We start from the raw sequence: 23,696 nt of genomic DNA on the forward strand, positions 1-23,696 counted from the left end.
ATTTTTCGCTATAATTTGACACAAATCCTGTTGTAATAGTATTGTATTCTTAATATAATATTGGTATAATACATTAAGATTGTTATAATTGTAGATTAATTTTATATTTAAGCTAAAGAATACCGAATTCATTCATATCTTGATATTTTTGAAATAGGAGAAAATGCATATGAAAGAATTTAGTATTAGTACAAATGTATATTTTGGAGAAGGGTCTTTAGATAGACTGAGTGAAATTAATAATAAAAGAGTACTGATAGTATGTGATAAATTTATGGAAACTTCAGGTATGGCTAAAAAAGTACAAGAAAAGCTTGTTGATTGTGAAGTAGCTATATATAGTGATATTGTGCCTGATCCATCTGTAGAAGTTATCGCTGCTGGTATTAAAAAATTACAAAGTTGTAATGCACAGATTATTATAGCCCTTGGTGGAGGTTCATCAATTGATGGCGCTAAGGCAATTAGAGAATATGCAAAAAAAATTACTGGAGGGGTTTCCTCTATAGAAGAGTTTTACGCTATACCTACTACAAGTGGTACAGGCTCTGAAGTAACTGAATATGCAGTAATTACAAATAAACAAGAAGGATTAAAATATGCTCTTACAGATAAATCTCTTCTTCCAACAGTTGCCATTCTTGATCCTGAACTAGTTAAATCTGTACCTAAAGCTATAACGGCTGATACAGGGATGGATGTAATCACACATGCTATGGAAGCTTATGTTTCAAAGAATGCTACTGATTTCTCAGATGCTCTTGCAGAAAAAGCTATTACTTTAGCATTTAGATTTTTACCACAAGCTTATGCTGATGGAAATAATATAGTAGCAAGAGAAAAGCTTCACAATGCATCATGCCTTGCTGGTATGGCATTTAACGCAGCTGGACTTGGAATTACTCATAGTTTAGCTCATGCTGTAGGTGGGAAATTGCATATTTCTCATGGAAGAAGCAATGCAATTATACTTCCTCATGTAATTGAATATAATGCTAATTTAAATAAAGATTCATTTCATGTTGAATATAGCATAGCAGCTAAAAAATATCAAAGACTTGCTAAATTATTGGAATTACATGCACCAAATGTAAATATTGGTGTTAATAATCTAATTAAAAGCGTTGTAGAACTTCAAAAGACATTGATGATTCCAACAACATTAAAAGAACAAGGTGCTGATATGAATTTGGCTCAAGCATCAAGAGAAGAAATTATTAATGCAGCTCTTAAGGATGTATGTACAACAGTAAATCCTAGAGAAGCTTCAAGAGAAGATCTATCAAAAATTTTATCTAAAATTTTTGAATAAAATATTGTAATATAAACCACTCATTAATGGGTGGTTTATATTTTTTTTGTTCATTTTTTCAGAAAAGTTGAAAAAATAGATGTAATAAAATATAATTTAAACATAATTTAATTTTTTTGAAAAAAGGAGGCTTCAATATGAAAGAAGAATTATATTCGATAGGGAAAGTTGGAGAAATATGTAGAATAACTCAAAAAGCACTTAGATTTTATGATAAAAAGAACATCTTATCTCCTGATAAAGTGTCTGATGAAAGTGGCTATAGATATTATAGCAAGAAAACTTTATTATCTGTGCCAGTGATAAAATATTATAAGCAAAGTGGATTTACCCTTGATGAAATGAGAACTTTTTTAAAAGGAACCACCTATGATTCTATTCATAAAAGCTTTAGAAATAAAATTGAAGAATTAAAAGAACTTGAGAGAGAAATAAATTTAAAAATAAGATCCGTTAAAGATTGGGACGATCTTATAGTTGAGGCACAAATGGTAATTGAAAATAATGTCTCTGATGTGGCTATAAAATATATAGATAATCGTATTTTAACATTTTTAGATCAAGATTTTGAATATGACTATACGGATTCTATAATTAATATAGAATTTACCAATTATATAGATAGTATAAATAATGCAATAACAGGTCCTGTAATTATACGTTTTCCCTGCTTTGAGGATAAAATTAATGGAAAATGCAATAAGATGAGGATAATGCAAGAAACAATTTTAAAGTGTAACGAAGAAGCAAGCACTGAATTTGGTGGTTGGATGGTAGCTTCTTGTTATCATATAGGATCTCATGAAACAATTAATGAAACATATAAAAAAATAAAAGAGTGGACAAAAGAACATGGTTATGTATGTGCTGAAGAATCTTATGAAAGATATGTAACAGATTATTGGACTACTAAAAATATTGATAAATTCGTAACAGAAATTTTGATCAAAGTCAGTAGGAAAAAATAATTTTATGACAATTAAAACGTTGACCCTAGGGTAAGGTATAAAAGCCTAATAATGCTTAGCTTATGGAGAATCGATATTAATAGATATGCTTTATCTATTAATGTATGAAGTTAAAGTTAAAGTTATACTAATCGTAATTCGGGTATAACCACGTTTGTTACTTAACAAACGTAACTTTAAAATCCATAAGCTATTTGTAATTATATGTTAATTTTCAAGTGTACCTATGATTATAAAATTTTTAATATTTCTGCAAAATATTTGTTGACTTTACCCCAAAGGGAAAGGACTATAATTTGCTTAAAGAATAAAACTGCAAGATACAAATGAAAAGGTGTTCAGTAGTATAAAAATAGAATGTACCAAATTATAACAATCTTAGATCATACTTAAAGTATGATCATCGTAAATTTTTATTTAATAATATAAATTTAAAGATTATTAATCCGCATAAGCGAAAGGAGTTTTAATTTATGAATGCAGTTTCAAAAGTAGCAAGTTTAGAAGCAACCGCTGCGAAAAAGAAGCTATCAAGTAATTTCTTCAAAAAGGGTGTATCCCTAGCTTTATTTTCAGGGCTTGCCTATGGATTATATACGGCATCTCTAACTATGGGTATGACTAAGGGAGTTTGGGCTGACTGGTATGGCGATAATACCGCTGGGTTATCAGCATTTGTTGTGGCGTATTTGCTTGCGGCAATTGGTAATGCCATAAATGACACATGTAGTGCTATTTGGGCACTTTTATATTCAGGAGTTAAAGGTAAATTTAAAGACTTCGTGAGATGTATTAACACAAAACCAGGACGCATTATGATATTAGCAGCTCTTATCGGAGGACCTGTAGCTGGTACTGCTTATGTTATAGCTATTCAAATGGCTGGTTCAATAGTTGTTCCAATATCAGCTCTTTGTCCTGCTATTGCTGCTATATTAGGTAAAGTTTTATACAAGCAGGAATTAAATAAACGTATGGCTTTGGGTATTGGTGTATGTGTATTTGCCAGCTTTTTAATTGGTAGTACAGGATTTAGTGGTGGCGCTTCAGCAGGCACTTTCGTTGGAATTTTAATAGCTATTATTGCTGCTCTTGGATGGGGATTTGAAGGTTGTGTAGCTGGATATGGTTCAGCAATGATTGACCCTGAAATTGGTATTTGTATACGACAAGTAATATCAGGTATAGCAAATCTATTTATTTTAGTTCCGATTTTTGGAATGATGGCTGGTGGAATTAATATTTCTACTGATCTTGTTATACAAGCATTTACAAGCACTTCCGCAATGCCTTGGTTTGTTTTAAGTGGTTTATTATCATTTATCACATTTATGACATGGTATGCTGGAAACAGTATGTGCGGAGCGGGACTTGGTACTGCATGCAATGGCACATATTCCTTCTTTGGACCATTATTCTGCTTATTGTTATTAGGAGTATATGGTGGAATGGACGGATGGGCACTACCTCCTGTTGCTTGGATCGGAGCCCTAATAATGATGTTTGGTATTCTTACAATATCTATGAATCCACTTGATTTATTAAAAAGAAAAAAGACGGAGGTAGAATAGATGAAACCACTTAATTATGCAATTTTAAAATATTTTACTAAAGTTGAAGAAGCTTGTGCTGATGACGTTATAGAGGCGTTAAAGGGGGAATATGGAAGTTTTAAGGCCTTAACAAAGAAAGCTGTAACTAACGCTTTAATGACAGCAGAAGCCAATGGTCTTATTGAAGAAACAAGATTTGAATTAGATAAAAATAAAGAGTTGAGGGTTTATTATCACGCACATGAAGAGGGTGCAGCTACAATTAACAAATATATTAAAGATTAATTTTGTTATAAGAAATAAAAAAATATATTTTGATAAAAAAGAGAGGAGGAATTATAGATGAGATACTATGGAGATGAGGCTTTAGGCCTTGTAGAAACAATAGGATTAGTTCCTGCACTTGAAGCTGCCGATAAAATGCTTAAGGCCGCTAATGTTGAATTAATTTCATATGAAAATGTTGGTTCGACTCTTGTAACAATTATGATAAAAGGTGATGTTGGTGCAGTAAAAGCTGCTGTAGAAGCTGGCGCCGAAGCGGCTAGAGCTATTGGCAAATTAACAGCACACAATGTTATGCCACGTCCTATTAGAGAGGTTGGAGATATTGTGTCAGTACACGATATCGATTTATAAAAGAGGAAGGAAAGGATACACATATGGCAAGATATGAAGCTTTAGGATTAATTGAAACCTTTGGTCTGGTTTTTGCTTTAGAAGCAGCAGACGCTATGTGCAAATCAGCAAATGTTGAACTTATAGGATATGAAAATGTTGCATCAGGTTATATATCTGTATTAGTTAGCGGTGATGTTGGTGCTTGTAGAACAGCAGTAGAAGCTGGCGTTGCAGCAGTTGAAGGAATGGAAGGTGGAAACCTTTATAGTTCAATAGTTATACCAAGACCACATCAAGATCTTGAAAAGATAATAGAACGATATGCCATTCCAAATCCTATAACGAAATAGGAAATGAAAATTTTTTCTAAGTAATAAATAAAAGGAGAGAGAAAAAATGAATATTATTGATAATGATTTACTCTCCATGCAGGAAGCTAGAATCCTTGTTGAAAATGCCCGCGAGGCACAAAGAAAATTAGCAACCTTTCCACAAGAAAAACTTGATGAAATAGTTGCACGTATGACTGAAGAGATTGAAAAACATTTAAAAGAACTTGCAAAAATATCTAATGAAGAAACGGAATATGGAAAGTGGGAAGATAAATATATCAAAAATCAATTTGTATGCAAGTATTTGAAAGATAGACTTGAGGGCATGAAGTGTGTAGGTGCCATTAATGAAGATAAAATAAACAGGACAAGGGATATTGGAGTGCCAATGGGGGTTATTATAGCCTTCTCACCATCAACTAGTCCTGTATCTACAACCATATATAAGGCACTGATTGCAATTAAATCAGGAAATGCAATTATATTTTCACCTCATCCAAGAGCTAAAAAAGCAATTTGCAAAACACTTGATATTTTGATTAGAGCCGCGGAAGGGGTAGGGCTTCCAGAGGGTGCTCTTGCATATTTGCATATAGTATCACCAAGAGGTTCATTAGAACTTATGGAACATAGAGATACTTCTCTTATAATGAATACAGGAGTTGCAGAAATGCTTGATGCGGCTTATAAATCCGGTAAGCCAGTAATTTACGGTGGTAACGGAAATGGGCCAGCTTTCATAGAGCGTACAGCTAATATACCGCAGGCGGTTAAAGATATTATTGATAGCAAGAACTTTGATTATGGAGTTGTTTCTGCAGCTGAACAATCAATTGTTGTTGATAGCTGTGTTGCCGCTGAAGTAAAACAAGAATTTATTAAAAATGGTGGATACTTTATGACAGAAGAGGAAGCTCTAAAGTTGGGATCAATAATTTTTAATAAAGATGGTAGCCCTGAATTGGATATGGTTGGTAAATCACCACAATTTTTGGCTAAGCGTGCTGGCTTTACTGTTCCTCAAGATATAAAAGTTCTTATTTCAGAGCAAAAGTTTGTCTCTAAAAATAACCCTTACTCAAGAGAAAAGCTTTGTCCTGTTTTAGCCTTTTATATAGAAGAGGATTGGATGCATGCTTGTGAAAAGTGTATAGAATTGTTACTTAGTGAGCGATATGGACATACACTTATTATACATTCAAAAGATGAAGAAGTTATTAATCAATTTGCATTGAAAAAACCAGTTGGAAGAGTGCTTGTTAATACTCCAGGAACTTTTGGAAGCATGGGAGCAACCACCAATTTATTTCCTTCAATGACTTTAGGTAGTGGTTCCGCAGGTGAAGGGATGACTTCAGACAATGTTTCACCTAGAAATCTAATATATATTCGTAAAGTTGGATATGGGGTTCGCACAGTAGATGAAATTGTTAAAACAGTAAACAATAAGGAAGATTCTACTTGTACAGTTTCAAATGATAAATTGAATGCAAATGAAATAGATAACTATAAATTATTAGAAAGTATTTTAAAAAAAGTCCTAGATAACTTAAAATAAAAAATCATATTTAAGAATTGTTACGAAATACACTAAAGGAGGTAATAAATTTGGATATTCATGAATTTTCAAATTTATTTATGGAAGCTACTAAAAATATGTCTGGTGAAGAGCGTGCTAGTTTAATGAAGATGTTTGAGAGTGTTTCCAAAGAAATAACAAAAGAAGAACCAGCTACTTGCAATATTGCATGTGACAATAATGGTGAAATTCCTGATGGAATAACAGAGCGTTTAGTTAAGTTAAAGGAAACTTACCTAAAGCATGTTCCAACAATAACAACTCATAGAGCAAGAGCTATTACTAAAATAGCCAAAGAAAACCCTGGTATTCCTAAATCAGTTTTACGTGGTAAATGTTTTAAACATTGTTGTGAAACCGCACCACTAGTAATTCAAGACAATGAACTTATAGTTGGAGCACCTAATGGACAACCTCGTGCAGGAGCCTTTTCTCCTGATATAGCTTGGAGATGGATGGTTGATGAAATTGATACAATAGGAAATCGTCCACAAGACCCTTTCTATATCTCAGAAGAAGATAAGAGAATTATGCGTGAGGAGTTATTCCCATATTGGCAAGGTAAATCAGTTGATGAATACTGCGAAGACCAGTATCGTGAAGCTGGAGTATGGGAGCTTTCAGGAGAATCTTTTGTTTCTGACTGTTCATATCACGCAGTAAATGGTGGAGGAGACTCTAACCCAGGATATGACGTTATTTTAATGAAAAAAGGTATGCTTGACATAAAGAGAGAATCAGAAGAAAAATTAGCTGAGCTTAGCTATGAAAATCCAGAAGACATAGATAAAATTTATTTCTACAAATCATTAATTGATACTGCTGAAGGTGTCATGATATACGCTAAACGTATGTCAGACTATGCTGCAGAGTTAGCTCTAAAAGAAACTAACCCTAAGCGTAAAGCAGAGTTATTAAAGATTTCTGAAATAAATGCTAGAGTTCCAGCACATAAACCAAGTAATTTCTGGGAAGCAATTCAAGCAGTTTGGACTATAGAATCACTACTTGTAGTTGAAGAAAATCAAACAGGTATGTCTATAGGACGTGTTGATCAATACATGTACCCATTCTATAAAGCTGATATTGAAGCTGGACGTATGACTGATTTTGAAGCATTTGAATTAGCAGGTTGTATGCTTATAAAAATGTCCGAAATGATGTGGATAACAAGTGAAGGCGGTTCTAAATTCTTCGCAGGTTATCAGCCATTCGTCAACATGTGTGTAGGTGGTGTTACTAGAGAAGGACGTGATGCTACAAACGAATTGACATACCTACTTATGGATGCAGTTCGTCATGTTAAGATATACCAACCATCTTTAGCTTGCCGTATACACAAAGGATCACCACACAAGTATCTTAAAAAGATAGTTGACGTTATCCGTGCAGGTATGGGATTCCCAGCATGTCACTTTGATGATGTTCATATAAAAATGATGTTGGCTAAAGGTGTTTCTATAGAAGACGCAAGAGATTACTGCTTAATGGGATGCGTTGAGCCACAAAAATCAGGAAGATTATATCAATGGACTTCTACAGGATACACTCAATGGCCTATATGTATAGAACTTGTTCTTAACCACGGAGTACCACTATGGTATGGTAAGCAAGTATGCCCAGATATGGGAGACTTAAGTCAATTTAAAACTTACGAACAATTCGAAGCAGCTGTTAAAGATCAAATTAAATTCATTACTAAATGGACAAGTGTTGCTACAGTAATTTCTCAACGTGTTCACAGAGAACTTGCACCAAAACCACTTATGTCTATGATGTATGAAGGATGTATGGAAAATGGTAGAGGAGTAGAAGCAGGCGGTGCTATATATAACTTCGGACCTGGAGTAGTATGGAGTGGTCTTGCTACTTATACAGATTCTATGGCAGCTATAAAGAAATTAGTATTTGAAGAGAAAAAATATACACTACAAGAAATGAACGAAGCTTTAAAAGCTGATTTCGTTGGATATGAACAACTAAGAAAAGATTGTTTAGAAGCACCTAAGTATGGTAACGATGATGATTATGCAGATTTAATCGCTGCTGATTTAATTAACTTTACTGAACAAGAACATCGTAAATATAAGACATTATATTCAGTACTTAGCCATGGTACTTTATCAATCTCAAACAACACTCCATTTGGACAAATGACTGGAGCTACAGCAAATGGACGTAGAGCATGGATGCCTTTATCAGATGGTATAAGTCCATCACAAGGATCTGATTATAAAGGACCTACTTCTATAATAAAATCCGTTTCTAAAATGTCTTGTGAAGATATGAATATAGGTATGGTTCACAACTTCAAGTTAATAGCTGGCCTTCTTGATACACCAGAAGGTGAACAAGGAATCATTACATTATTACGTAGTGCATGTGCCCTTCAACTTGGAGAAATGCAGTTTAACTATTTAAATAACGAGACTTTAATAGAAGCTCAGAAGCATCCAGAGCAATACCGTGATTTAATCGTTCGTGTTGCTGGATATAGTGCATTCTTCGTTGAGTTATGTAAAGACGTTCAAGATGAAATCATCAGCAGAACTATGCTTAACCATTTTTAATTAAAAAACTTAAAAAGTTAAAAACAACATGTAACTTAAGAATTTTTAGATTAAGTTTTAAGGAGTCTGTAATCTACAGAGGTGTTCTGTAGATTGCAGATTACAGTTAAGATATATATTAAGAATCAAAGTAAATGAAATTGGAGAATGAAAGATATGAGTAATGGAAATTTAGGTGTAATCGAACGAAAAGCGAGGATTTTTAATATACAAAAATATAATATGTATGATGGAGAGGGAATAAGAACTTTAGTATTTTTTCAAGGTTGTCCCCTTCGCTGTAAATGGTGTGCAAATCCTGAAGGATTGATTAAAATGCATAGAGTTATGTTTAAAAGCAATTTATGTGTTAACTGTGGAGCTTGCGTTTCTGTTTGTCCCGTTTCCATACATTCTATCTCTAATGAAACTTTAAAACATGAAATTAATCGTGATATTGAGTGTATCGGATGCGGTAAGTGCAAGGAAGCCTGTCTTAAATCTGCTATATCAATAGTTGGAGAAGTAAAAACTATCTCTGAACTTTTAGAAATTGTAGAAGAGGATAGAACTTTTTATGAAATGTCTGGTGGTGGAGTTACATTAGGCGGTGGTGAAGTTTTAATGCAGCCTGAAGCAGCTTGCAGTTTATTAATGGCATGTAAGCAAGAAGGTATAAACACTGCAATTGAAACTTGTGGTTATACAAAACTAGAAACAATACTTAAGGTTGCAGAGTTCACAGACTTATTCCTATTTGATATTAAGCATATTGATTCTGATAGACACTTTCAGTTAACAGGTGTGAGGAATGAACAGATTTTAGAAAATCTTCAGGAATTACTTAAGAGAAAATACAATGTAAAGATTCGTATGCCTTTACTTAAAGGTATAAATGATTCTCAAGATGAAATAGAAAGAACTATGGAGTTTTTAACCCCATATAAAGAATATAAAAACTTTAAGGGAATTGATTTACTTCCATATCATAAGATGGGGGTAAATAAATATAACCAATTAGGAATGGAATATCCTATACAAGATGATCCGAGTTTGAAAAGTGAAGATTTAGATAGAATAGAAGGATGGATTAAGAAATATGATTTAACTGTAAAAGTAATCCGTCATTAAGCAGAGAACCAAAATCTATGATTTTGTGTGAATCGCTTACTCATTCGACAAAGGAGAAGGAGTTTCATTAAATAATAAGATGGAAGGTAAAGCTTATGGGAGATTTTTTCGATAGAAATACGCAGCGTGTTGTACAAGAGTCAGTTCCAGGAAAGCAGATTACTATAGCTCATGTTATCGCATCTCCAATGTCTGATATATATGATCGTCTTGGAATCGATGAAAAAGGAGCAATAGGTATTTTAACTCTTTCACCCTGTGAAACTGCTATTATTGCCGCAGACATTGCTACAAAGGCTTCAGATGTTGAAATTGGATTTCTTGATCGTTTTACAGGGTCTGTTGTAATAAATGGTGATGTTCAAAGTGTGGAAACAGCGCTTAATGCAGTAAATGATACGTTAAAGGATATGCTTGGATTTACGACCGCTCCCATTACAAGGACATGAGAAAAAAGCGCATAATGGTGATTGGTCCTTCAAAATCTGGCAAAACTACAATAGTTAATGCATTAAACGATTATGATGGTCCATTAAAGGGAACACCAGAAGTGATTTATGGTAAGAATACCATTGATGTCCCAGGCCCCTATATAGAAAATTCATGGATGTATAAACATGTAATTGCTGTAGCTCAGGATGCATCCCATGTGCTTATAATAGTTGATCAGTCTAATTGCACTGAAATATACTCCCCTGGGTTTGCAAAGTCTTTTAGATGTCCGATAATTGGGGTTATAACAAAATGTGACCTAATACCTGAAAATGAAGAGAAATGTTTAAGACAGCTAAAAGCCATAGGAGTATCAGAGCCATATTTTCATATTAGCTTTCCCATGGGAACAGGAATTAATGCTTTAAAGAAGTATTTATTTAAAAAAGGTGAGGAGTAAAGGGCAATGATGAAATTTATTACCGAAGAGTATTTAAGAGATTTATATAGAAAAGAACCTTTTAATGCCTACAAGTTACAAGAAGGACAGCGCCTTACCCCTGGAGCAGCTCAATATTTGTCTGATAAAAGAATAAAAATTAATAATGATGCTTCGAAAGCAGATAAGAATGTTTCTAAAAGCAGCCGGACAGAAACAATACAGGTAGAAACAATAAAAGAAGCTGAAAACAGTAATTTAAATTTGAATAAGAAGCTTTGTTGTAAATTGAAATCTATGGAGGCAGCATTTCTTGTTACTAGTAGTGAAATATTAAAAGAAGATATTATTTTAGCACAAAATATTATAAGTTTGGGTAGAAAAATATCAAACATTAGAAATGTTGTGGATGGAAAAAGTACTCTTGAACCTATTAATTGTAAAGAATGTACAGGAATGAATTCATTAAATTTCACAACTGAGCTTGAAGATTGTTTTGAAATAACAGAATTTCATATGCAGCTGAAAAAAAGTAATGCGATTTTAAAAATGCACACACTTCGTTGTGCAGTGCAAGAATTACAGTTTGAAATAATTGAAATGTACAAAAGTGATGATGAGAGCTTAAAAAACAGAATTATGGAAAGTGTTAATTCAATAATTAATTCACTGTCTCAATTAATTTGTTTAGCAGTAGGAGGAAAAGAATGTCAAAGGAAAAATTAACTTTTGAATATTGCGATAATATGGTTCAGAAGTTTGAAGAAGTTATAGAAAAGCCAATTATTAATGAATCTTCTGTTTATTACACAGGTGTGGATTTAGGTACTGCTTGCGTGGTATTAGCTGTTTTAGATGAAAACTACAAGCCAGTTGCGGGTGCATATAGATATGCTGATGTAGTTCGTGACGGTATGGTTGTGGACTATATTGGAGCAGTAAGGATTGTAAAAGAACTTAAGCAGGAAATTGAAGAAAAACTCAATAAAGAGTTTATTTATGCCGCTGCTGCAATTCCACCTGGAACCGATGCTTTAGATTCTGGAGCAATTAAAAATGTAGTTCAAGCAGCAGGATTTGAATTGACATGTCTTTTAGATGAGCCTACTGCTGCAAATGCTCTACTCAAAATTGAAAATGGTGCAGTTGTGGATATCGGTGGAGGAACAACTGGAATATCAATTTTAAAAGATGGAAAAGTTGTTTCTGTTGTTGATGAACCTACAGGCGGTACTCATTTTTCATTAGTTATTTCAGGTGCATATAAAATGCCTTTTAAAGAAGCAGATAAATTTAAAAGAGATAATAAAAATCACAAGGAAATTTTACCAATACTAAGACCAGTAATTGAAAAGGTATCATCAATTATTAATAATAATATTGAGAATTATAATGTTAATGAAATTTCTTTAGTAGGTGGTACTTGTTGTTTGACAGGAATTGAAGAAATTATTGAAAAGCAGACAAAAATATATACTCATAAACCTAAAAACCCTATGTTTGTTACACCACTTGGAATAGCATTAAATTGTACACAAGATATTATGGAATAAGGCACATTCAAATAAATTACTTGTTATTTATTTTCATATGCCTAATAAGGAGAGTGTTTAAAAGTGGATTTTAGAATTATAAAATCACCTTCTGATAGCACTAAAGATATTCTTAAAAGACGAATGGGTGGAAATTGCAAAACAGATTTAGAAAATGCTGATGCGATAGGACTTGTTCAAGGTAAATTTATCGATATGATTTATGCCGCAGATATTGCTGAGAAGGCCGTTGGAGTTACCGTTGAAGATATTAGGGGATTATGTCCCCAGCATATGGTTCTAATTGGGATTTTAGGCGACACAGCATCAGTTGAAGCTGCATTAAATGAGATTAAGCTGAAGATGAAAGAGGAAAAAACGATATGATAGCAGCAAGACTTGTTGATAATGTATGGGCCACTAGAAAAGCAGAATCTCTTAACGGACTTAAGTTTATGCTCGCTGAGGAAATTAGTGGAGTAAGTGAAGGACGTAGATTTATTGTTGTTGATATTATAGGTGCAGGTATTGGTGATAAAGTTATCGTTAGTACTGGAGCATCTGCTTGCAGAATGTTAGGAGATAATAATATTCCTGTAGATGCAATTGTTGTTGGAATAATTGATCATGATTGTAATTTTGATTAAGGCACATTCAAAAAAATCATAGTATTTTATGATTTTGATAGATACCAAATACTATGTTGAAAGGATGTGAGAACATGAAAAAATTAATCTGTGCAAAAGATGTTGAAGCATTAATATTAAATAATGAAAAAATATTTTATATAGATGGCAGTGAAATAATTACACCATCAGCTCAGGATCTTGCAAAAAATAATGAAATAGTGTTTACTACAAAAGCTCCTGTACCTAAAGTACAAGATTTAGGAGTTAACAAAGCTTCAAGCATAGATGGTATTGATAGCGAAATGCTGCTTAATTTCTTTAGAAAAATGATGGACAAGGGTCTTTTAGAAGAAATGCTTCAATGTTTAAAGCAAAAGAATCTTCCATTTGAAGCAGAAAGTGACCCTAATGGACTTAAAGTTGTTAGAGGAAATACAGTAAAAATGGATGTATTCGACACTGGTAATCCAAACGCAAAAGTTTATTTTCAAGAATTGGTAAGTAAGGAAGAATCAAAGATGAGTGCTGGATTTTTAACTATCGAAAACTCAAAATTTGATTGGGAATTAACTTACGAAGAGATTGATTATGTTATTGAGGGAACTTTAACAGTTGAAATCAATGGAAAGACATATACAGCTTACCCTGGAGATGTACTATTTGTACCATCAGGTTCTAAAGTGGTTTGGGGTTCACCAGATAAAGCTAGGGTGTTTTATACAACATATCCAGCAAACTGGGCGGATCTCTTATCTGATTACTAGCCACTCTAAGACTTCCATCTTCTATAAGTGGAAGATAAGAGTGGCACGTACCTAGATAAGGTCTTCTAAACTTCAGCTGGAGTAAGTATTCCTTTTAAGCAAACTCCATCTGAAGCTAAGAATACTCTTTATAGAAAATTAGGAGGATTAGCCTATGCAAGCGCTTGGTTTAATAGAAACAAAAGGATTACTTGCAGCTGTTGAGGCAGCCGATACAATGGTTAAATCAGCAGAGGTAAGTATTATTGAAAAGACTTATGTAGGTGGAGGACTTGTTACAATTTTAGTTACAGGTGATGTAGGTGCAGTAAAAGCATCTATAGAAGCTGGAGTAGCAGCGGTTAAAAAACTTAATGAAGAATTTTTAGTTTCTGATCATGTAATTCCACGTCCTCATGAGGAATTGGAAAGTATAATTGGACCTAATACTCCACCAGAGGTTTTAGAAGTTCCATCATTTAATGAAGAAATAGAAGATGTAGAACAAACTGAAGAAAAAATAGAAGAAGCAGAAGATGTAGAAAAAAATGAAGAAGTAATAGAAGAAGCTGAAGAGGATATTGAAGAAAATCAAGATCAAGATGCTTTAGAAGTGGATTCAGATAAACTGCATAAGTTAGATTTAGAGAATTTGCACAAAGAGGATGTAGATAATCTAGTAAGTAAAGACGGTATAGAAAAAACCCTTTTAATACTAGCTAAGTTGAAAGTTATTAAGCTTAGAAATTTGGCTCGTGAATATAAAGATTTTGGAATTACAGGTAGAGCCACCTCAAAGGCGGGCAAGAACACATTAATTACTAAATTTAAATTATATTACGAGAAAAAATAGCTATTTTAAGGTTTATGAAAGGAAGTAAGGAATAATGGAAAACTTTGATAAAGATTTGCGTTCAATACAAGAAGCAAGAAATCTTGCCAGACTTGGAAAGGTAGCAGCTGATAAAATTGCTGATTATACTGAGGAGCAGATTGACAAAATTTTACGCAATATGGTTAGAGTAGCAGAAGAAAATGCTGCTTGCTTAGCACAAATGGCAGTTGAGGGGACAGGCTTTGGTAAATCTGAAGATAAAACTTTCAAAAACCATTTAGCAGCTACTATATTATATGATTCAATTAAAGATATGAAAACAATAGGTGTAATTAAGGAAGATGAGACAAATAAGCTTATAGAGATTGCTGAACCAGTGGGTTTAGTTATGGGTATAGTACCTTCAACAAACCCAACTTCAACAGCGATTTTTAAATCTATAATTTCAATTAAATCTCGTAATGCTATAGTTTTCTCACCACATCCAGCTGCTGCAAAATGTACAATTAAAGCAGTTGAATTAATGAGAGATGCAGCTATTGAGGCTGGTGCACCAGAGAACATTATAAGCGCTGTAACTATGCCAACAATTGCAGCCACAAATGAGTTAATGAAAAGCAAAGAAGTTTCTATAATAATAGCTACAGGTGGCCCAGGAATGGTTAAAGCTGCTTATAGTTCAGGAAAACCAGCTATTGGTGTTGGTGCAGGAAACTCTCCAGCATACATCGAAAGAACTGCTAATGTAGAAAAGGCTGTTAGAGATATTATTGCAAGTAAGACTTTTGATTATGGTACAATTTGTGCTTCAGAACAATCAATAATTTGTGAAGAATGTAATCAAGATGCAGTTGTTCAAGAGTTTAAAAAGCAAGGCGGATATTTTATGACAGAAGAAGAAACTGATAAAGTTTGTAAGCTGTTATTTAAGAATGGATATGCTATGAATGCTAAGTTTGTTGGAAGAAGTCCTCAAGTTATTGCAAGTGCTGCAGGATTTACAGTTCCAGCAGAAGTTAAAGTACTTATAGGAAGACAAAATGGAGTAGGTGCAGGTTATCCATTGTCCTTTGAAAAGCTTACAACAGTTCTTGGATTCTATACAGTAAAAGATTGGCATGAAGCATGTGAATTAAGTATTGAATTACTTCAAAATGGAATTGGCCACACAATGAGTATCCATACTGAAGATAGAGATATAGTGATGGAGTTTGCTAGAAAACCAGCTTCTCGTATTCTTGTTAATACCGGTGGATCTCAAGGTGGAACAGGTGCAAGCACAGCTCTTAGCCCTGCATTTACTTTAGGTTGTGGTACATGGGGAGGAAGTTCAGTATCTGAAAATGTTACTCCAGAACATCTTATAAATATCAAAAGAGTTGCTTATGGCTTAAAGGATTGTGCAACATTAGCATCTAATGACCCAACTTTCAACCGTATAAAAACTGCTGAAAATTGTCATGGAGTTCAAAATCAATTTATGAATATGAGCCCAGCTCAAATTGCAGCAGCTGCAGAAGTTTTAAATAAAGTTACTAATTGTGGTCATAACACTAACAGCTGTACTGAATCTAATAGTAAAAGCGAAAAAAATGAAGAAATTTTAGACTTAGTTAATCAAATAGTTGCCGCAATGAAGGGGGCAAACTAATGGATAATTGTGAAGAAATATTAAAGGTTTTGCTAGAAGCTATTAAAAGCAATGGAGCAAATAATGGAGTTCAGCAAAATTCATCTGAGATTCCAGTAGGAATTTCTAATAGACATATACACCTTTCACAAAAGGATTTAGAAAGCCTTTTTGGTAAAGATTATGAACTTACAAAGATTAAAGACCTATCTCAACCTGGACAATATGCTTGCAAGGAAGTTGTAACAATTTGCGGACCAAAAGGTGCAATTGAGAAGGTTAGAATACTTGGTCCTGTAAGAAGCAAAACTCAAGTTGAAGTATTAGCTGGAGATTGCATTAAACTTGGAACAGTACCACATGTAAAATTGTCTGGAGATTTAAGCAGAACATCTGGAATTACAGTAGTTGGAGCAAAGGGTTCTGTTCAAATTGAAGAAGGGTTAATAGTTGCACAAAGACACATTCACATGACACCTGAAAATGCTAGAAATTTAGGAGTACATGATGGAGAAATAGTATCAATAAAATTTGATGATTTGAGAGGCGGAATATATAGCAATGTGGCTATTAGAGCTAACGATTCATCAAAACTTGAATGTCACCTTGATATTGAGGAAGCTAATGCAATGGGCATTAACTCAAAATCAAAAATAACAATAGTAAAATAAAAAAATGTTTATAAATAAAAATTATAATATATAAATAAAAAATATTTAGGAGGATTTTAAAATGAAATACGATGCATTAGGAATGATAGAAACAAAAGGATTAATAGGAGCAATAGAAGCAGCAGATGCTATGGTTAAGGCAGCAAATGTATATTTAATAGGCAAAGAATATGTTGGAGGCGGACTTGTAACTGTTATGGTTAGAGGTGATGTTGGAGCTGTTAAAGCTGCTACAGATGCTGGTGCCGCTGCTGCACAACGTGTTGGAGAATTAATATCAGTTCACGTAATTCCAAGACCACATAGTGAAGTTGAAGTAATTCTTCCAGCATCTAAAGAAGCTGCAAAATAAGATTTTAATTAAATTGAAAAGCACAAAAACGACGCTAAAGGTGATTTAGCGTCGTTTTTATGTTGTACATAAATTTTTCAACTGAAATTTTAGCTATATTTAAATATTGTTAACATTTACAGTATTGTACAAACAATGTATAATAATATTATAAATACCATTATTTTCCCATGGTATTACAAAATAATAAAGGGAAAGGTAAGGGGAGGTTTTATGTTTAAAAAGTTTCAATTTAAGAAATGGACATCTTGGTTAGTAACATTAGTTATGGTGTTAAGCTTTGCTACGCCACTTAATGTATCAGCAGCAGCAAAAACTGTAAACATACAGATGCTTGCAACGAGTGATACACATGGAAAAATCTTACCATACGAGTATGCTACTAATTCAGAAAGTAAATCGGGTAGTATGGCACAAATCGCTACGGCGGTTAAAGAATTAAGAAAGCAAAATCCTAATACAATAATGGTGGATGTTGGAGATACTATTCAAGATAATTCAGCTAGCTTATTTTTAAACCATGAAATACATCCAATGGTTTTGGCCATGAATGAAATAGGATATGATACTTGGACTTTAGGAAATCATGAATTTAATTATGGTGTTCCTGCATTGGACAAGGTTGCTTCTCAATTTAAAGGAACAGTGTTATGTGGAAACGTTTATAGAGAAGATGGAAAGAGATTAGGAGAATCCTATAAGATTGTTGAAAGAGCAGGAGTAAAAGTCGGCATTATAGGAATGGTTACTCCTAATATAACAAGATGGGATGGAGAAAATTTAAAGGGTTATAAGGTTACAGATCCTATAGAAGAAACTAAAAAAGTAATATCTGAAATTAAGAATAAAGTAGATGTAATGGTGGCAGTAGTTCATATGTCAGAGGGCGAAGAATATGGAAATAAAGGTTCTTCAGCAGTTGAACTTGCAAATGCATGTCCAGAGCTTGCTGCTATAGTTGCAGCACATGAGCATAAAGCTGTTGAGGGAGCTTTATATAATAATGTTTTATTGGTTGAAAATAAAAATGCAGCCCAATCAATAGCTAAGATAGATATAAAACTTACTGAGAAAAATGGAAAATATGTAGTTAATGATAAGGCTAAAGATGTTACATCAAAAATTATATGGATGGAAGATGGAAAGACTAAAGCTTTAAATTATGAGTCAGATAAAGATTTAGAAAAAAAATTAGCTCCATATCATAAGGTAGCTTTAGATGATGCTAACCAGATAATAGGAGAACTTAAAGGTGGGGACTTAGTTCCAAAGGATGAAGTAAAAGGAATACCTACTTCACAAATACAAGAAACTCCAATGATCAATTTAATAAATGAAGTGCAAATGCACTATACAAAAGCTGATGTTTCATCTGCAGCAGCATTTAGATCAGATGCTAATATGAAGCAAGGTAAAATTAAGAAAAGTGATGCTTCATTAATATATAAATATGACAATACATTATATTTATTAGAAGTAACAGGAAAACAATTGAAAGATTACATGGAATGGTCAGCGAGTTATTATAATACTTACAAACCAGGAGATTTAACTCTATCTTTTGATGAAGATATAAGAGGATATAATTATGATATGTTCTCTGGAGTTAAATACGAAGTAGATGTTTCAAAAGAAGCAGGTAATAGAATTGTTAACTTAAGAAGAATGGATGATTCAGCAATAAAAGATACAGATACTCTTAAGTTAGCAGTAAATAATTATAGAGCTAGCTCACATCTTTTAAACCCTAAGGGTAGAATATTGAAAGATGGAAGCATACCAAAAGTTATAGAAAAAGATGCTATGGGAGCTACTCCAATAAGAGATTTAATAGGAAAATATATTGGAGAAGTAAAACAGGGAGTAATAACTCCACAGATGAACAACAACTGGAAAGTTATCGGAAATAATTGGGACTCTACAAAAAGAGCGGAAGCTGTAAAATTAATAAATGATGGCAAAATAAAAATTCCTCTATCTAAAGATGGAAGAACTCCAAATGTAGCAGCAATTACGGAAACAAATTTGGAAAATGCAAAAAATACTAAGACAGCAAATGTTATATCCTTTAACGACTATCATGGTATAGTAAAAGAATCAGGAAAAGATTTAGGAATAGCTAAATTTGTAGGAGCTATAAATGATTTCAAAAAGGAAAATAAAAATACTATAGTTGTAGCAGGTGGAGATTTATATCAAGGTACAGCTCTTTCTAATTTAAATTACGGAGCTCCAATAAATGAAATGCTAAAAGCAATTGGACTAACTGCTTCAGCAGTAGGAAACCACGAATTTGACTGGGGTGCAGACAGAATAGCAAAATGGTCAAAAGAAGCAGGCTTTGATTTCTTAGCATCAAATATATATGATAAGAAAACAGGACAGCCAGTTAGCTGGGCAAAACCATATAAAATAGTGGAAATGGATGGATTAAAGATAGGATTTGTTGGACTTGCAACTCCTGAAACAGCTTATAAAACTAAACCAACAAATGTAGAAAATCTTGAATTTAGAGACCCTATTAAAGCTACAAAAGAATGGAGCAAGAAATTAAGAAGTGGAGAGTTAAAAGAAGGTAAGGCTGATGTGGTTATAGCTTTAACTCATTTAGGATCTTTTCAAGATAAGAAGACTGGAGAAATTACAGGTGAAGCAGCAGATCTTGCTAAAGGAAATGCTGGAGTAGATGCTATAATTTCTGCACATACTCACTTGCCTGTATCAGGAAAAGTTAATGGAATTCCTGTAGTTCAAGGAAATAAAAATGGTAGAGCATATGTAAAACTAGAAGTAGCTTTCAATACTAAGACTAATAAAGTAAGTATAGAGCCGGCTTTCATCGATTTATCAGAAATAGTTAAAACATTACCAGAAGATGAAGCAGGAAAAACTATAGCTAAAAAATATGAAGATGCTTCAAAATCTAAATTAGATGAAGTTGTAGGAACTACAGATAAAGATTTAACCCATGATAGATTTGGTGGCCCTTCATTACTTGGTGAATGGGTTTGTGATGTAATGGCTAAGACTGCTAAAGCACAAATTGCAATTACAAATGGTGGAGGACTTAGATGTCCAATAGAAAAGGGTAATATTACTGTAGGAAAATTATATGAACTTATGCCTTTTGACAATACATTATTTACAATGGAATTAAAAGGATCAGACCTAAAGAGAGTTATAGAAAATGGTATAGGTAATGAGACAATAGGATGGGCAGCGATTTCAGGAGTAAAAGTTAAATATGACCTAAAACAACCTTTTGGAAATAGAATATATGAAATGACTTTAAAAGATGGTTCAAAAGTTGATATGAACAAATACTACACAGTTGTTACTAATGATTTTATGGCTGAAGGTGGAGACAACTATGACTTTAAGGGAGCTAAAAATTTAAAGGATACTAATTTACCAATAAGAGATGCTTTAATAAATGAACTAAGACAAGTTAAAAAGCTTTCAGTAGTTAAAGCTAACTATTTAGCACCAGGGGTTAAGCCAGCAACTGAGCCAGAAGTTAAACCATCTAAACCTGAATTAAAACCATCAGGCAAAAAGGTTATATATACAGTAAAAGCAGGAGATTGTCTATCTTCAATAGGAGAAAAATATAATATTTCTTATAAGAAAATAGCAGAAGAAAACAATATCAAAAACCTTGATTTGATATTTATAGGACAACAATTAGTAATACCAGTTAACTAAAAATATTATCAAAATGCCAGCTATGGTTAAAATCATAGCTGGCATAATTTATCCGATGACTACGTCCTTGGATAAGTTCTTCTAAGCTTCAGTTGGAGTAAGTATTCCTTTTAAGCAAACTCCATCTGAAGCTAAGAATCACTTGATTTTATTAAATTTATTATCTCGATACGTTTTTATTTTAATCTAAAGGTTTTTGGAGCCACTCTATAAGTTAAAATAAGGGCAATTGCCATGTACAAAATAGTTAATATCACTATTGCTAAAGTAAAATAGTAGGAAGATGTTTTGAGCCTTAAGCAAAAATAACTAACAAAGTAAATTAATCCATTTGTAAATTTGAATAAAGGACTTTTAACTTCAAGCTCTGCTGTATATGGTTGTATTACATAATACATAAACAAATAGTGTATAGAAAAAAAGCAGGATAGAAAAATTGCACATAAAAATAAAGGTATCATAGAAATAAGTTTATTGCTGTACCCACTAATAATTATAAAAGCAATTAATGCCAAGCATAGGGTGAAAGCTGGAATTATATTAAGAAAAACCACCTTTTTAAGCCTGGAAGTAAAATTAGATAAAATTACCTTTCCTTCCCTGTAATAGCTATATCTTAAAAGACTTACATCACAATTATAAAACATAGCCTTACAAATTCTCTCCCCTGTGGACATAGTATACATTATAAATACTAACAATGGAGCAGCATTTTCAATTCTATTTATAAATATTATTTTCTTTTCAGGATTAATTAATATAAGCACTATACCTATTAAAAACATAGCAGTTATAACCAAAACTCTAAATTTTATTGGGGATAATATTATTTTTCTATGACGTTTGAAAAATATTGAATTTAAATACTCATAACCCTGCTTTTTATCATAGATTTTGCTATTCAAGTCATCCTCTGTCATGTTTTTTTCATCTAGTTTTACATCTACAAAGCTTAGTTCGGATTTGAAATTTTCTATATCAAATATATTATCTCTAGCAAGTAACTTTTTAGCGATATTAGTATACTGCTTGTACTTCCATATGTGGATAAAAGATAATATTCCTAAAATCATTAAAACTAAAACTACAGAATTATTAAATAGTATAGGATAAAAATCAATGGTAAATCCAGCGAATGGAAGGGCATAAGCAAGAATGAGGAAAATAATAATTGAGGTAAATACAAATGAATTTTTATTCACGATAACTTTTCCTGTACATTCATATATGAAAAGATGCAGCCATTCACCTATAAATCTAAATGCGGTTAATTCAGTTATAAGTATTACAGCTTTTAAAGGGGATAGACCTATTATTGATCCTATAATAATCATTGGTACCATAAAATATATAAATTTTTCTACATTTCTATATATAATTTGTCCAAGATAATATTCTTTAGCATCAACCCTCATTAAAGTTATCATATTATAAGATGATCTATTATTAGCATCAAAAACTATAACATTCATAATAGATCCTAAAATAAAGCTTAAAAAGAAAAATATATGTAAAAACTCAGGTAAAATAAGTGACATATCCTTATTAATTAATAAATATGAAGGCAAAAGAATCATGACACCTAAATAAAAAGATTTGCGAAAAAAGTTTGATACTATACCTAAAATTTCTTTAATAATTCCAAAGACTATTTTTGCACGGGTTTGTTTGTATAGTTTTTCAGGTATTCTTTTTCCTATTACGGGTATTCTCTTTAGAAAGTATATAAATATATTAGCATTTTCTGCAAAAGAAACCTTGAAACTATTTATAAAAGTTCTAAGCAAGGCTTTCATGATCATTTTCCTCCCTTAGAATATCTATAATTTTTCCTTCAAATTCAGGACTTTTTAAAATTTCATTGTCTATTTTATCTAAAACGCCATTGTTTAATACCACAATTTCATCACATAAATCTGTAGCCAGCTGAAGAATATGTGTAGAAAAAATAATGATATGCTCGCTTTTAATTTCCTTTAATAGAGTTTTAATTTCAAGGGCTACTACCACATCAAAAGAAGTTAAAGGTTCATCTAGTAAAATTACTGGTGGCCTTGTTATTAAAAAACAAACCATCTGCATTTTATTTTTCATACCATGGGAATACCCTTTTATCAATCTATGCCTGTCATCTTTATTGATTTTTATAATATCTAAGTATTCATCAATAGTACGTAAATCTTTAATTTTATCTTTGTTAATGTCTATATAAAATTTTAAAAACTCATAGCCAGTTAAAAATTCTGGGAGTACTGGTGAAGAAAAAACATATCCTACTTTAGAAGTACCTATAATTTTATTTTCTTGTCCATCTTCCTCCAAAATAATTTTTCCGTTATCATAATCAATATCTCCATTTATACAATTGAAAAGGGTGGTTTTACCTGCTCCATTGCGTCCTAGTAAACCATAAATTTTTCCTTTTTCAAAAGTAAAAGATGATTTTCTTAATACTTTCTTACTATCAAAATTCTTTACTATATCCTCTAATACTAGCCTCATTTTGCATCCTCCTAATTACTAAATCACTGAATTGCTAAAAGCCCTGTAACTTGATTCCTTAATAAATACTGTATAAATTAAATTTTTTATAGAGCAAAATTTTATTATTTATAGGTTATAATTTAGTAATAACTTTGTATAATCTATAGAAAAATTATAGCATATATTCAAAAGATTCCCT

The 23,696-nt window shown here is 32.5% G+C and carries 23 protein-coding genes; 21 read left to right on the forward strand and 2 right to left on the reverse strand.

Features of this window, described 5'->3' with window-relative positions:
• Positions 1 to 169: 169 nt before the first annotated feature.
• From KQI86_RS09285 to KQI86_RS09385, 21 genes are all read left to right on the forward strand, one after another.
• The gene (locus KQI86_RS09285; RefSeq protein ID WP_216438994.1) at positions 170 to 1,312 is read left to right on the forward strand and encodes a 1-propanol dehydrogenase PduQ; all 1,143 of its coding nucleotides are present in this window, start codon (positions 170 to 172) and stop codon (positions 1,310 to 1,312) included.
• A gap of 137 nt (positions 1,313 to 1,449) precedes the next feature.
• Positions 1,450 to 2,280 (forward strand): MerR family transcriptional regulator, encoded by an 831-nt coding sequence (locus KQI86_RS09290; RefSeq protein ID WP_216438995.1) that lies wholly within the window; start codon positions 1,450 to 1,452, stop codon positions 2,278 to 2,280.
• 473 nt (positions 2,281 to 2,753) lie between these two features.
• Entirely contained in the window at positions 2,754 to 3,851 is a 1,098-nt protein-coding gene (locus KQI86_RS09295) for a hypothetical protein (protein ID WP_216438996.1), read from the forward strand.
• Complete coding sequence (locus KQI86_RS09300) at positions 3,852 to 4,118, forward strand: hypothetical protein (protein ID WP_216438997.1); 267 nt, start codon at positions 3,852 to 3,854, stop codon at positions 4,116 to 4,118. It begins immediately after the preceding gene.
• A gap of 57 nt (positions 4,119 to 4,175) precedes the next feature.
• The gene (locus KQI86_RS09305) at positions 4,176 to 4,472 is read left to right on the forward strand and encodes a BMC domain-containing protein (RefSeq protein ID WP_216438998.1); all 297 of its coding nucleotides are present in this window, start codon (positions 4,176 to 4,178) and stop codon (positions 4,470 to 4,472) included.
• 23 nt (positions 4,473 to 4,495) lie between these two features.
• Positions 4,496 to 4,804, forward strand: coding sequence for a BMC domain-containing protein (locus KQI86_RS09310; protein ID WP_216438999.1), 309 nt, complete (start codon positions 4,496 to 4,498; stop codon positions 4,802 to 4,804).
• A gap of 46 nt (positions 4,805 to 4,850) precedes the next feature.
• Positions 4,851 to 6,344: an aldehyde dehydrogenase family protein gene (locus KQI86_RS09315; RefSeq protein ID WP_216439000.1), complete on the forward strand. Its 1,494-nt coding sequence runs from the start codon at positions 4,851 to 4,853 to the stop codon at positions 6,342 to 6,344.
• Between the two features lie 50 nt (positions 6,345 to 6,394).
• Positions 6,395 to 8,935: a choline trimethylamine-lyase gene (cutC, locus tag KQI86_RS09320; RefSeq protein WP_216439001.1), complete on the forward strand. Its 2,541-nt coding sequence runs from the start codon at positions 6,395 to 6,397 to the stop codon at positions 8,933 to 8,935.
• 156 nt (positions 8,936 to 9,091) lie between these two features.
• The gene (gene cutD / locus KQI86_RS09325; RefSeq protein ID WP_216439002.1) at positions 9,092 to 10,045 is read left to right on the forward strand and encodes a choline TMA-lyase-activating enzyme; all 954 of its coding nucleotides are present in this window, start codon (positions 9,092 to 9,094) and stop codon (positions 10,043 to 10,045) included.
• Positions 10,046 to 10,140: 95 nt separating this feature from the next.
• Entirely contained in the window at positions 10,141 to 10,494 is a 354-nt protein-coding gene (locus KQI86_RS09330) for a BMC domain-containing protein (protein ID WP_216439003.1), read from the forward strand.
• Positions 10,491 to 10,937 carry a EutP/PduV family microcompartment system protein gene (locus tag KQI86_RS09335; protein WP_216439004.1) on the forward strand — a complete coding sequence of 149 codons (447 nt, stop codon included), beginning with the start codon at positions 10,491 to 10,493 and terminating at the stop codon, positions 10,935 to 10,937. Before KQI86_RS09330 ends, KQI86_RS09335 begins: the two co-directional genes overlap by 4 nt.
• Before the next feature lie 6 nt (positions 10,938 to 10,943).
• Entirely contained in the window at positions 10,944 to 11,642 is a 699-nt protein-coding gene (locus KQI86_RS09340) for a cobalamin adenosyltransferase (protein ID WP_216439005.1), read from the forward strand.
• Positions 11,624 to 12,469 carry an ethanolamine utilization protein EutJ gene (gene eutJ, locus KQI86_RS09345; protein ID WP_216439006.1) on the forward strand — a complete coding sequence of 282 codons (846 nt, stop codon included), beginning with the start codon at positions 11,624 to 11,626 and terminating at the stop codon, positions 12,467 to 12,469. Before KQI86_RS09340 ends, eutJ begins: the two co-directional genes overlap by 19 nt.
• Positions 12,470 to 12,532: 63 nt before the next feature.
• Positions 12,533 to 12,835 (forward strand): BMC domain-containing protein, encoded by a 303-nt coding sequence (locus KQI86_RS09350; RefSeq protein ID WP_216439007.1) that lies wholly within the window; start codon positions 12,533 to 12,535, stop codon positions 12,833 to 12,835.
• Positions 12,832 to 13,095, forward strand: coding sequence for a EutN/CcmL family microcompartment protein (locus KQI86_RS09355; RefSeq protein WP_216439008.1), 264 nt, complete (start codon positions 12,832 to 12,834; stop codon positions 13,093 to 13,095). The genes KQI86_RS09350 and KQI86_RS09355 overlap by 4 nt, the downstream gene beginning before the upstream one ends.
• Before the next feature lie 74 nt (positions 13,096 to 13,169).
• Positions 13,170 to 13,841, forward strand: a complete 672-nt coding sequence (locus KQI86_RS09360; RefSeq protein WP_216439009.1) for a cupin domain-containing protein — start codon at positions 13,170 to 13,172, stop codon at positions 13,839 to 13,841.
• A gap of 154 nt (positions 13,842 to 13,995) precedes the next feature.
• Complete coding sequence (locus tag KQI86_RS09365; RefSeq protein WP_216439010.1) at positions 13,996 to 14,673, forward strand: BMC domain-containing protein; 678 nt, start codon at positions 13,996 to 13,998, stop codon at positions 14,671 to 14,673.
• Positions 14,674 to 14,707: 34 nt separating this feature from the next.
• Positions 14,708 to 16,306 (forward strand): acetaldehyde dehydrogenase (acetylating), encoded by a 1,599-nt coding sequence (locus KQI86_RS09370; protein ID WP_216439011.1) that lies wholly within the window; start codon positions 14,708 to 14,710, stop codon positions 16,304 to 16,306.
• Positions 16,306 to 16,956 (forward strand): phosphate propanoyltransferase, encoded by a 651-nt coding sequence (locus KQI86_RS09375; protein WP_216439012.1) that lies wholly within the window; start codon positions 16,306 to 16,308, stop codon positions 16,954 to 16,956. Before KQI86_RS09370 ends, KQI86_RS09375 begins: the two co-directional genes overlap by 1 nt.
• A 61-nt stretch (positions 16,957 to 17,017) precedes the next feature.
• A complete protein-coding gene (gene eutM / locus KQI86_RS09380; protein ID WP_039633170.1) occupies positions 17,018 to 17,308 on the forward strand; it encodes an ethanolamine utilization microcompartment protein EutM in 291 nt (96 codons plus the stop codon).
• 213 nt (positions 17,309 to 17,521) lie between these two features.
• Entirely contained in the window at positions 17,522 to 21,013 is a 3,492-nt protein-coding gene (locus KQI86_RS09385; RefSeq protein ID WP_216439013.1) for a 5'-nucleotidase C-terminal domain-containing protein, read from the forward strand.
• 176 nt (positions 21,014 to 21,189) lie between these two features.
• Here KQI86_RS09385 and KQI86_RS09390 read toward each other — a convergent pair whose 3' ends face one another.
• Both KQI86_RS09390 and KQI86_RS09395 read right to left on the reverse strand, forming a co-directional pair.
• Positions 21,190 to 22,809 carry a hypothetical protein gene (locus tag KQI86_RS09390; protein WP_216439014.1) on the reverse strand — a complete coding sequence of 540 codons (1,620 nt, stop codon included), beginning with the start codon at positions 22,807 to 22,809 and terminating at the stop codon, positions 21,190 to 21,192.
• Positions 22,793 to 23,515: an ABC transporter ATP-binding protein gene (locus KQI86_RS09395; RefSeq protein ID WP_216439015.1), complete on the reverse strand. Its 723-nt coding sequence runs from the start codon at positions 23,513 to 23,515 to the stop codon at positions 22,793 to 22,795. Before KQI86_RS09395 ends, KQI86_RS09390 begins: the two co-directional genes overlap by 17 nt.
• Positions 23,516 to 23,696: the final 181 nt, after the last annotated feature.

Origin of the sequence: Clostridium mobile (assembly GCF_018918285.1) — a bacterium.
In the GTDB taxonomy this organism is placed as follows: domain Bacteria; phylum Bacillota; class Clostridia; order Clostridiales; family Clostridiaceae; genus Clostridium_AW; species Clostridium_AW mobile.

Coding starts and splice junctions, on each gene's coding strand:
- KQI86_RS09285 (WP_216438994.1), top strand. CDS start 170: ATGAAAGAATTTAGTATTAGTACAAATGTATATTTTGGAGAAGGGTCT.
- KQI86_RS09290 (WP_216438995.1), top strand. CDS start 1,450: ATGAAAGAAGAATTATATTCGATAGGGAAAGTTGGAGAAATATGTAGA.
- KQI86_RS09295 (WP_216438996.1), top strand. CDS start 2,754: ATGAATGCAGTTTCAAAAGTAGCAAGTTTAGAAGCAACCGCTGCGAAA.
- KQI86_RS09300 (WP_216438997.1), top strand. CDS start 3,852: ATGAAACCACTTAATTATGCAATTTTAAAATATTTTACTAAAGTTGAA.
- KQI86_RS09305 (WP_216438998.1), top strand. CDS start 4,176: ATGAGATACTATGGAGATGAGGCTTTAGGCCTTGTAGAAACAATAGGA.
- KQI86_RS09310 (WP_216438999.1), top strand. CDS start 4,496: ATGGCAAGATATGAAGCTTTAGGATTAATTGAAACCTTTGGTCTGGTT.
- KQI86_RS09315 (WP_216439000.1), top strand. CDS start 4,851: ATGAATATTATTGATAATGATTTACTCTCCATGCAGGAAGCTAGAATC.
- cutD (WP_216439002.1), top strand. CDS start 9,092: ATGAGTAATGGAAATTTAGGTGTAATCGAACGAAAAGCGAGGATTTTT.
- KQI86_RS09330 (WP_216439003.1), top strand. CDS start 10,141: ATGGGAGATTTTTTCGATAGAAATACGCAGCGTGTTGTACAAGAGTCA.
- KQI86_RS09335 (WP_216439004.1), top strand. CDS start 10,491: ATGAGAAAAAAGCGCATAATGGTGATTGGTCCTTCAAAATCTGGCAAA.
- KQI86_RS09340 (WP_216439005.1), top strand. CDS start 10,944: ATGATGAAATTTATTACCGAAGAGTATTTAAGAGATTTATATAGAAAA.
- eutJ (WP_216439006.1), top strand. CDS start 11,624: ATGTCAAAGGAAAAATTAACTTTTGAATATTGCGATAATATGGTTCAG.
- KQI86_RS09355 (WP_216439008.1), top strand. CDS start 12,832: ATGATAGCAGCAAGACTTGTTGATAATGTATGGGCCACTAGAAAAGCA.
- KQI86_RS09360 (WP_216439009.1), top strand. CDS start 13,170: ATGAAAAAATTAATCTGTGCAAAAGATGTTGAAGCATTAATATTAAAT.
- KQI86_RS09365 (WP_216439010.1), top strand. CDS start 13,996: ATGCAAGCGCTTGGTTTAATAGAAACAAAAGGATTACTTGCAGCTGTT.
- KQI86_RS09370 (WP_216439011.1), top strand. CDS start 14,708: ATGGAAAACTTTGATAAAGATTTGCGTTCAATACAAGAAGCAAGAAAT.
- KQI86_RS09375 (WP_216439012.1), top strand. CDS start 16,306: ATGGATAATTGTGAAGAAATATTAAAGGTTTTGCTAGAAGCTATTAAA.
- eutM (WP_039633170.1), top strand. CDS start 17,018: ATGAAATACGATGCATTAGGAATGATAGAAACAAAAGGATTAATAGGA.
- KQI86_RS09385 (WP_216439013.1), top strand. CDS start 17,522: ATGTTTAAAAAGTTTCAATTTAAGAAATGGACATCTTGGTTAGTAACA.
- KQI86_RS09390 (WP_216439014.1), bottom strand. CDS start 22,809: ATGAAAGCCTTGCTTAGAACTTTTATAAATAGTTTCAAGGTTTCTTTT.
- KQI86_RS09395 (WP_216439015.1), bottom strand. CDS start 23,515: ATGAGGCTAGTATTAGAGGATATAGTAAAGAATTTTGATAGTAAGAAA.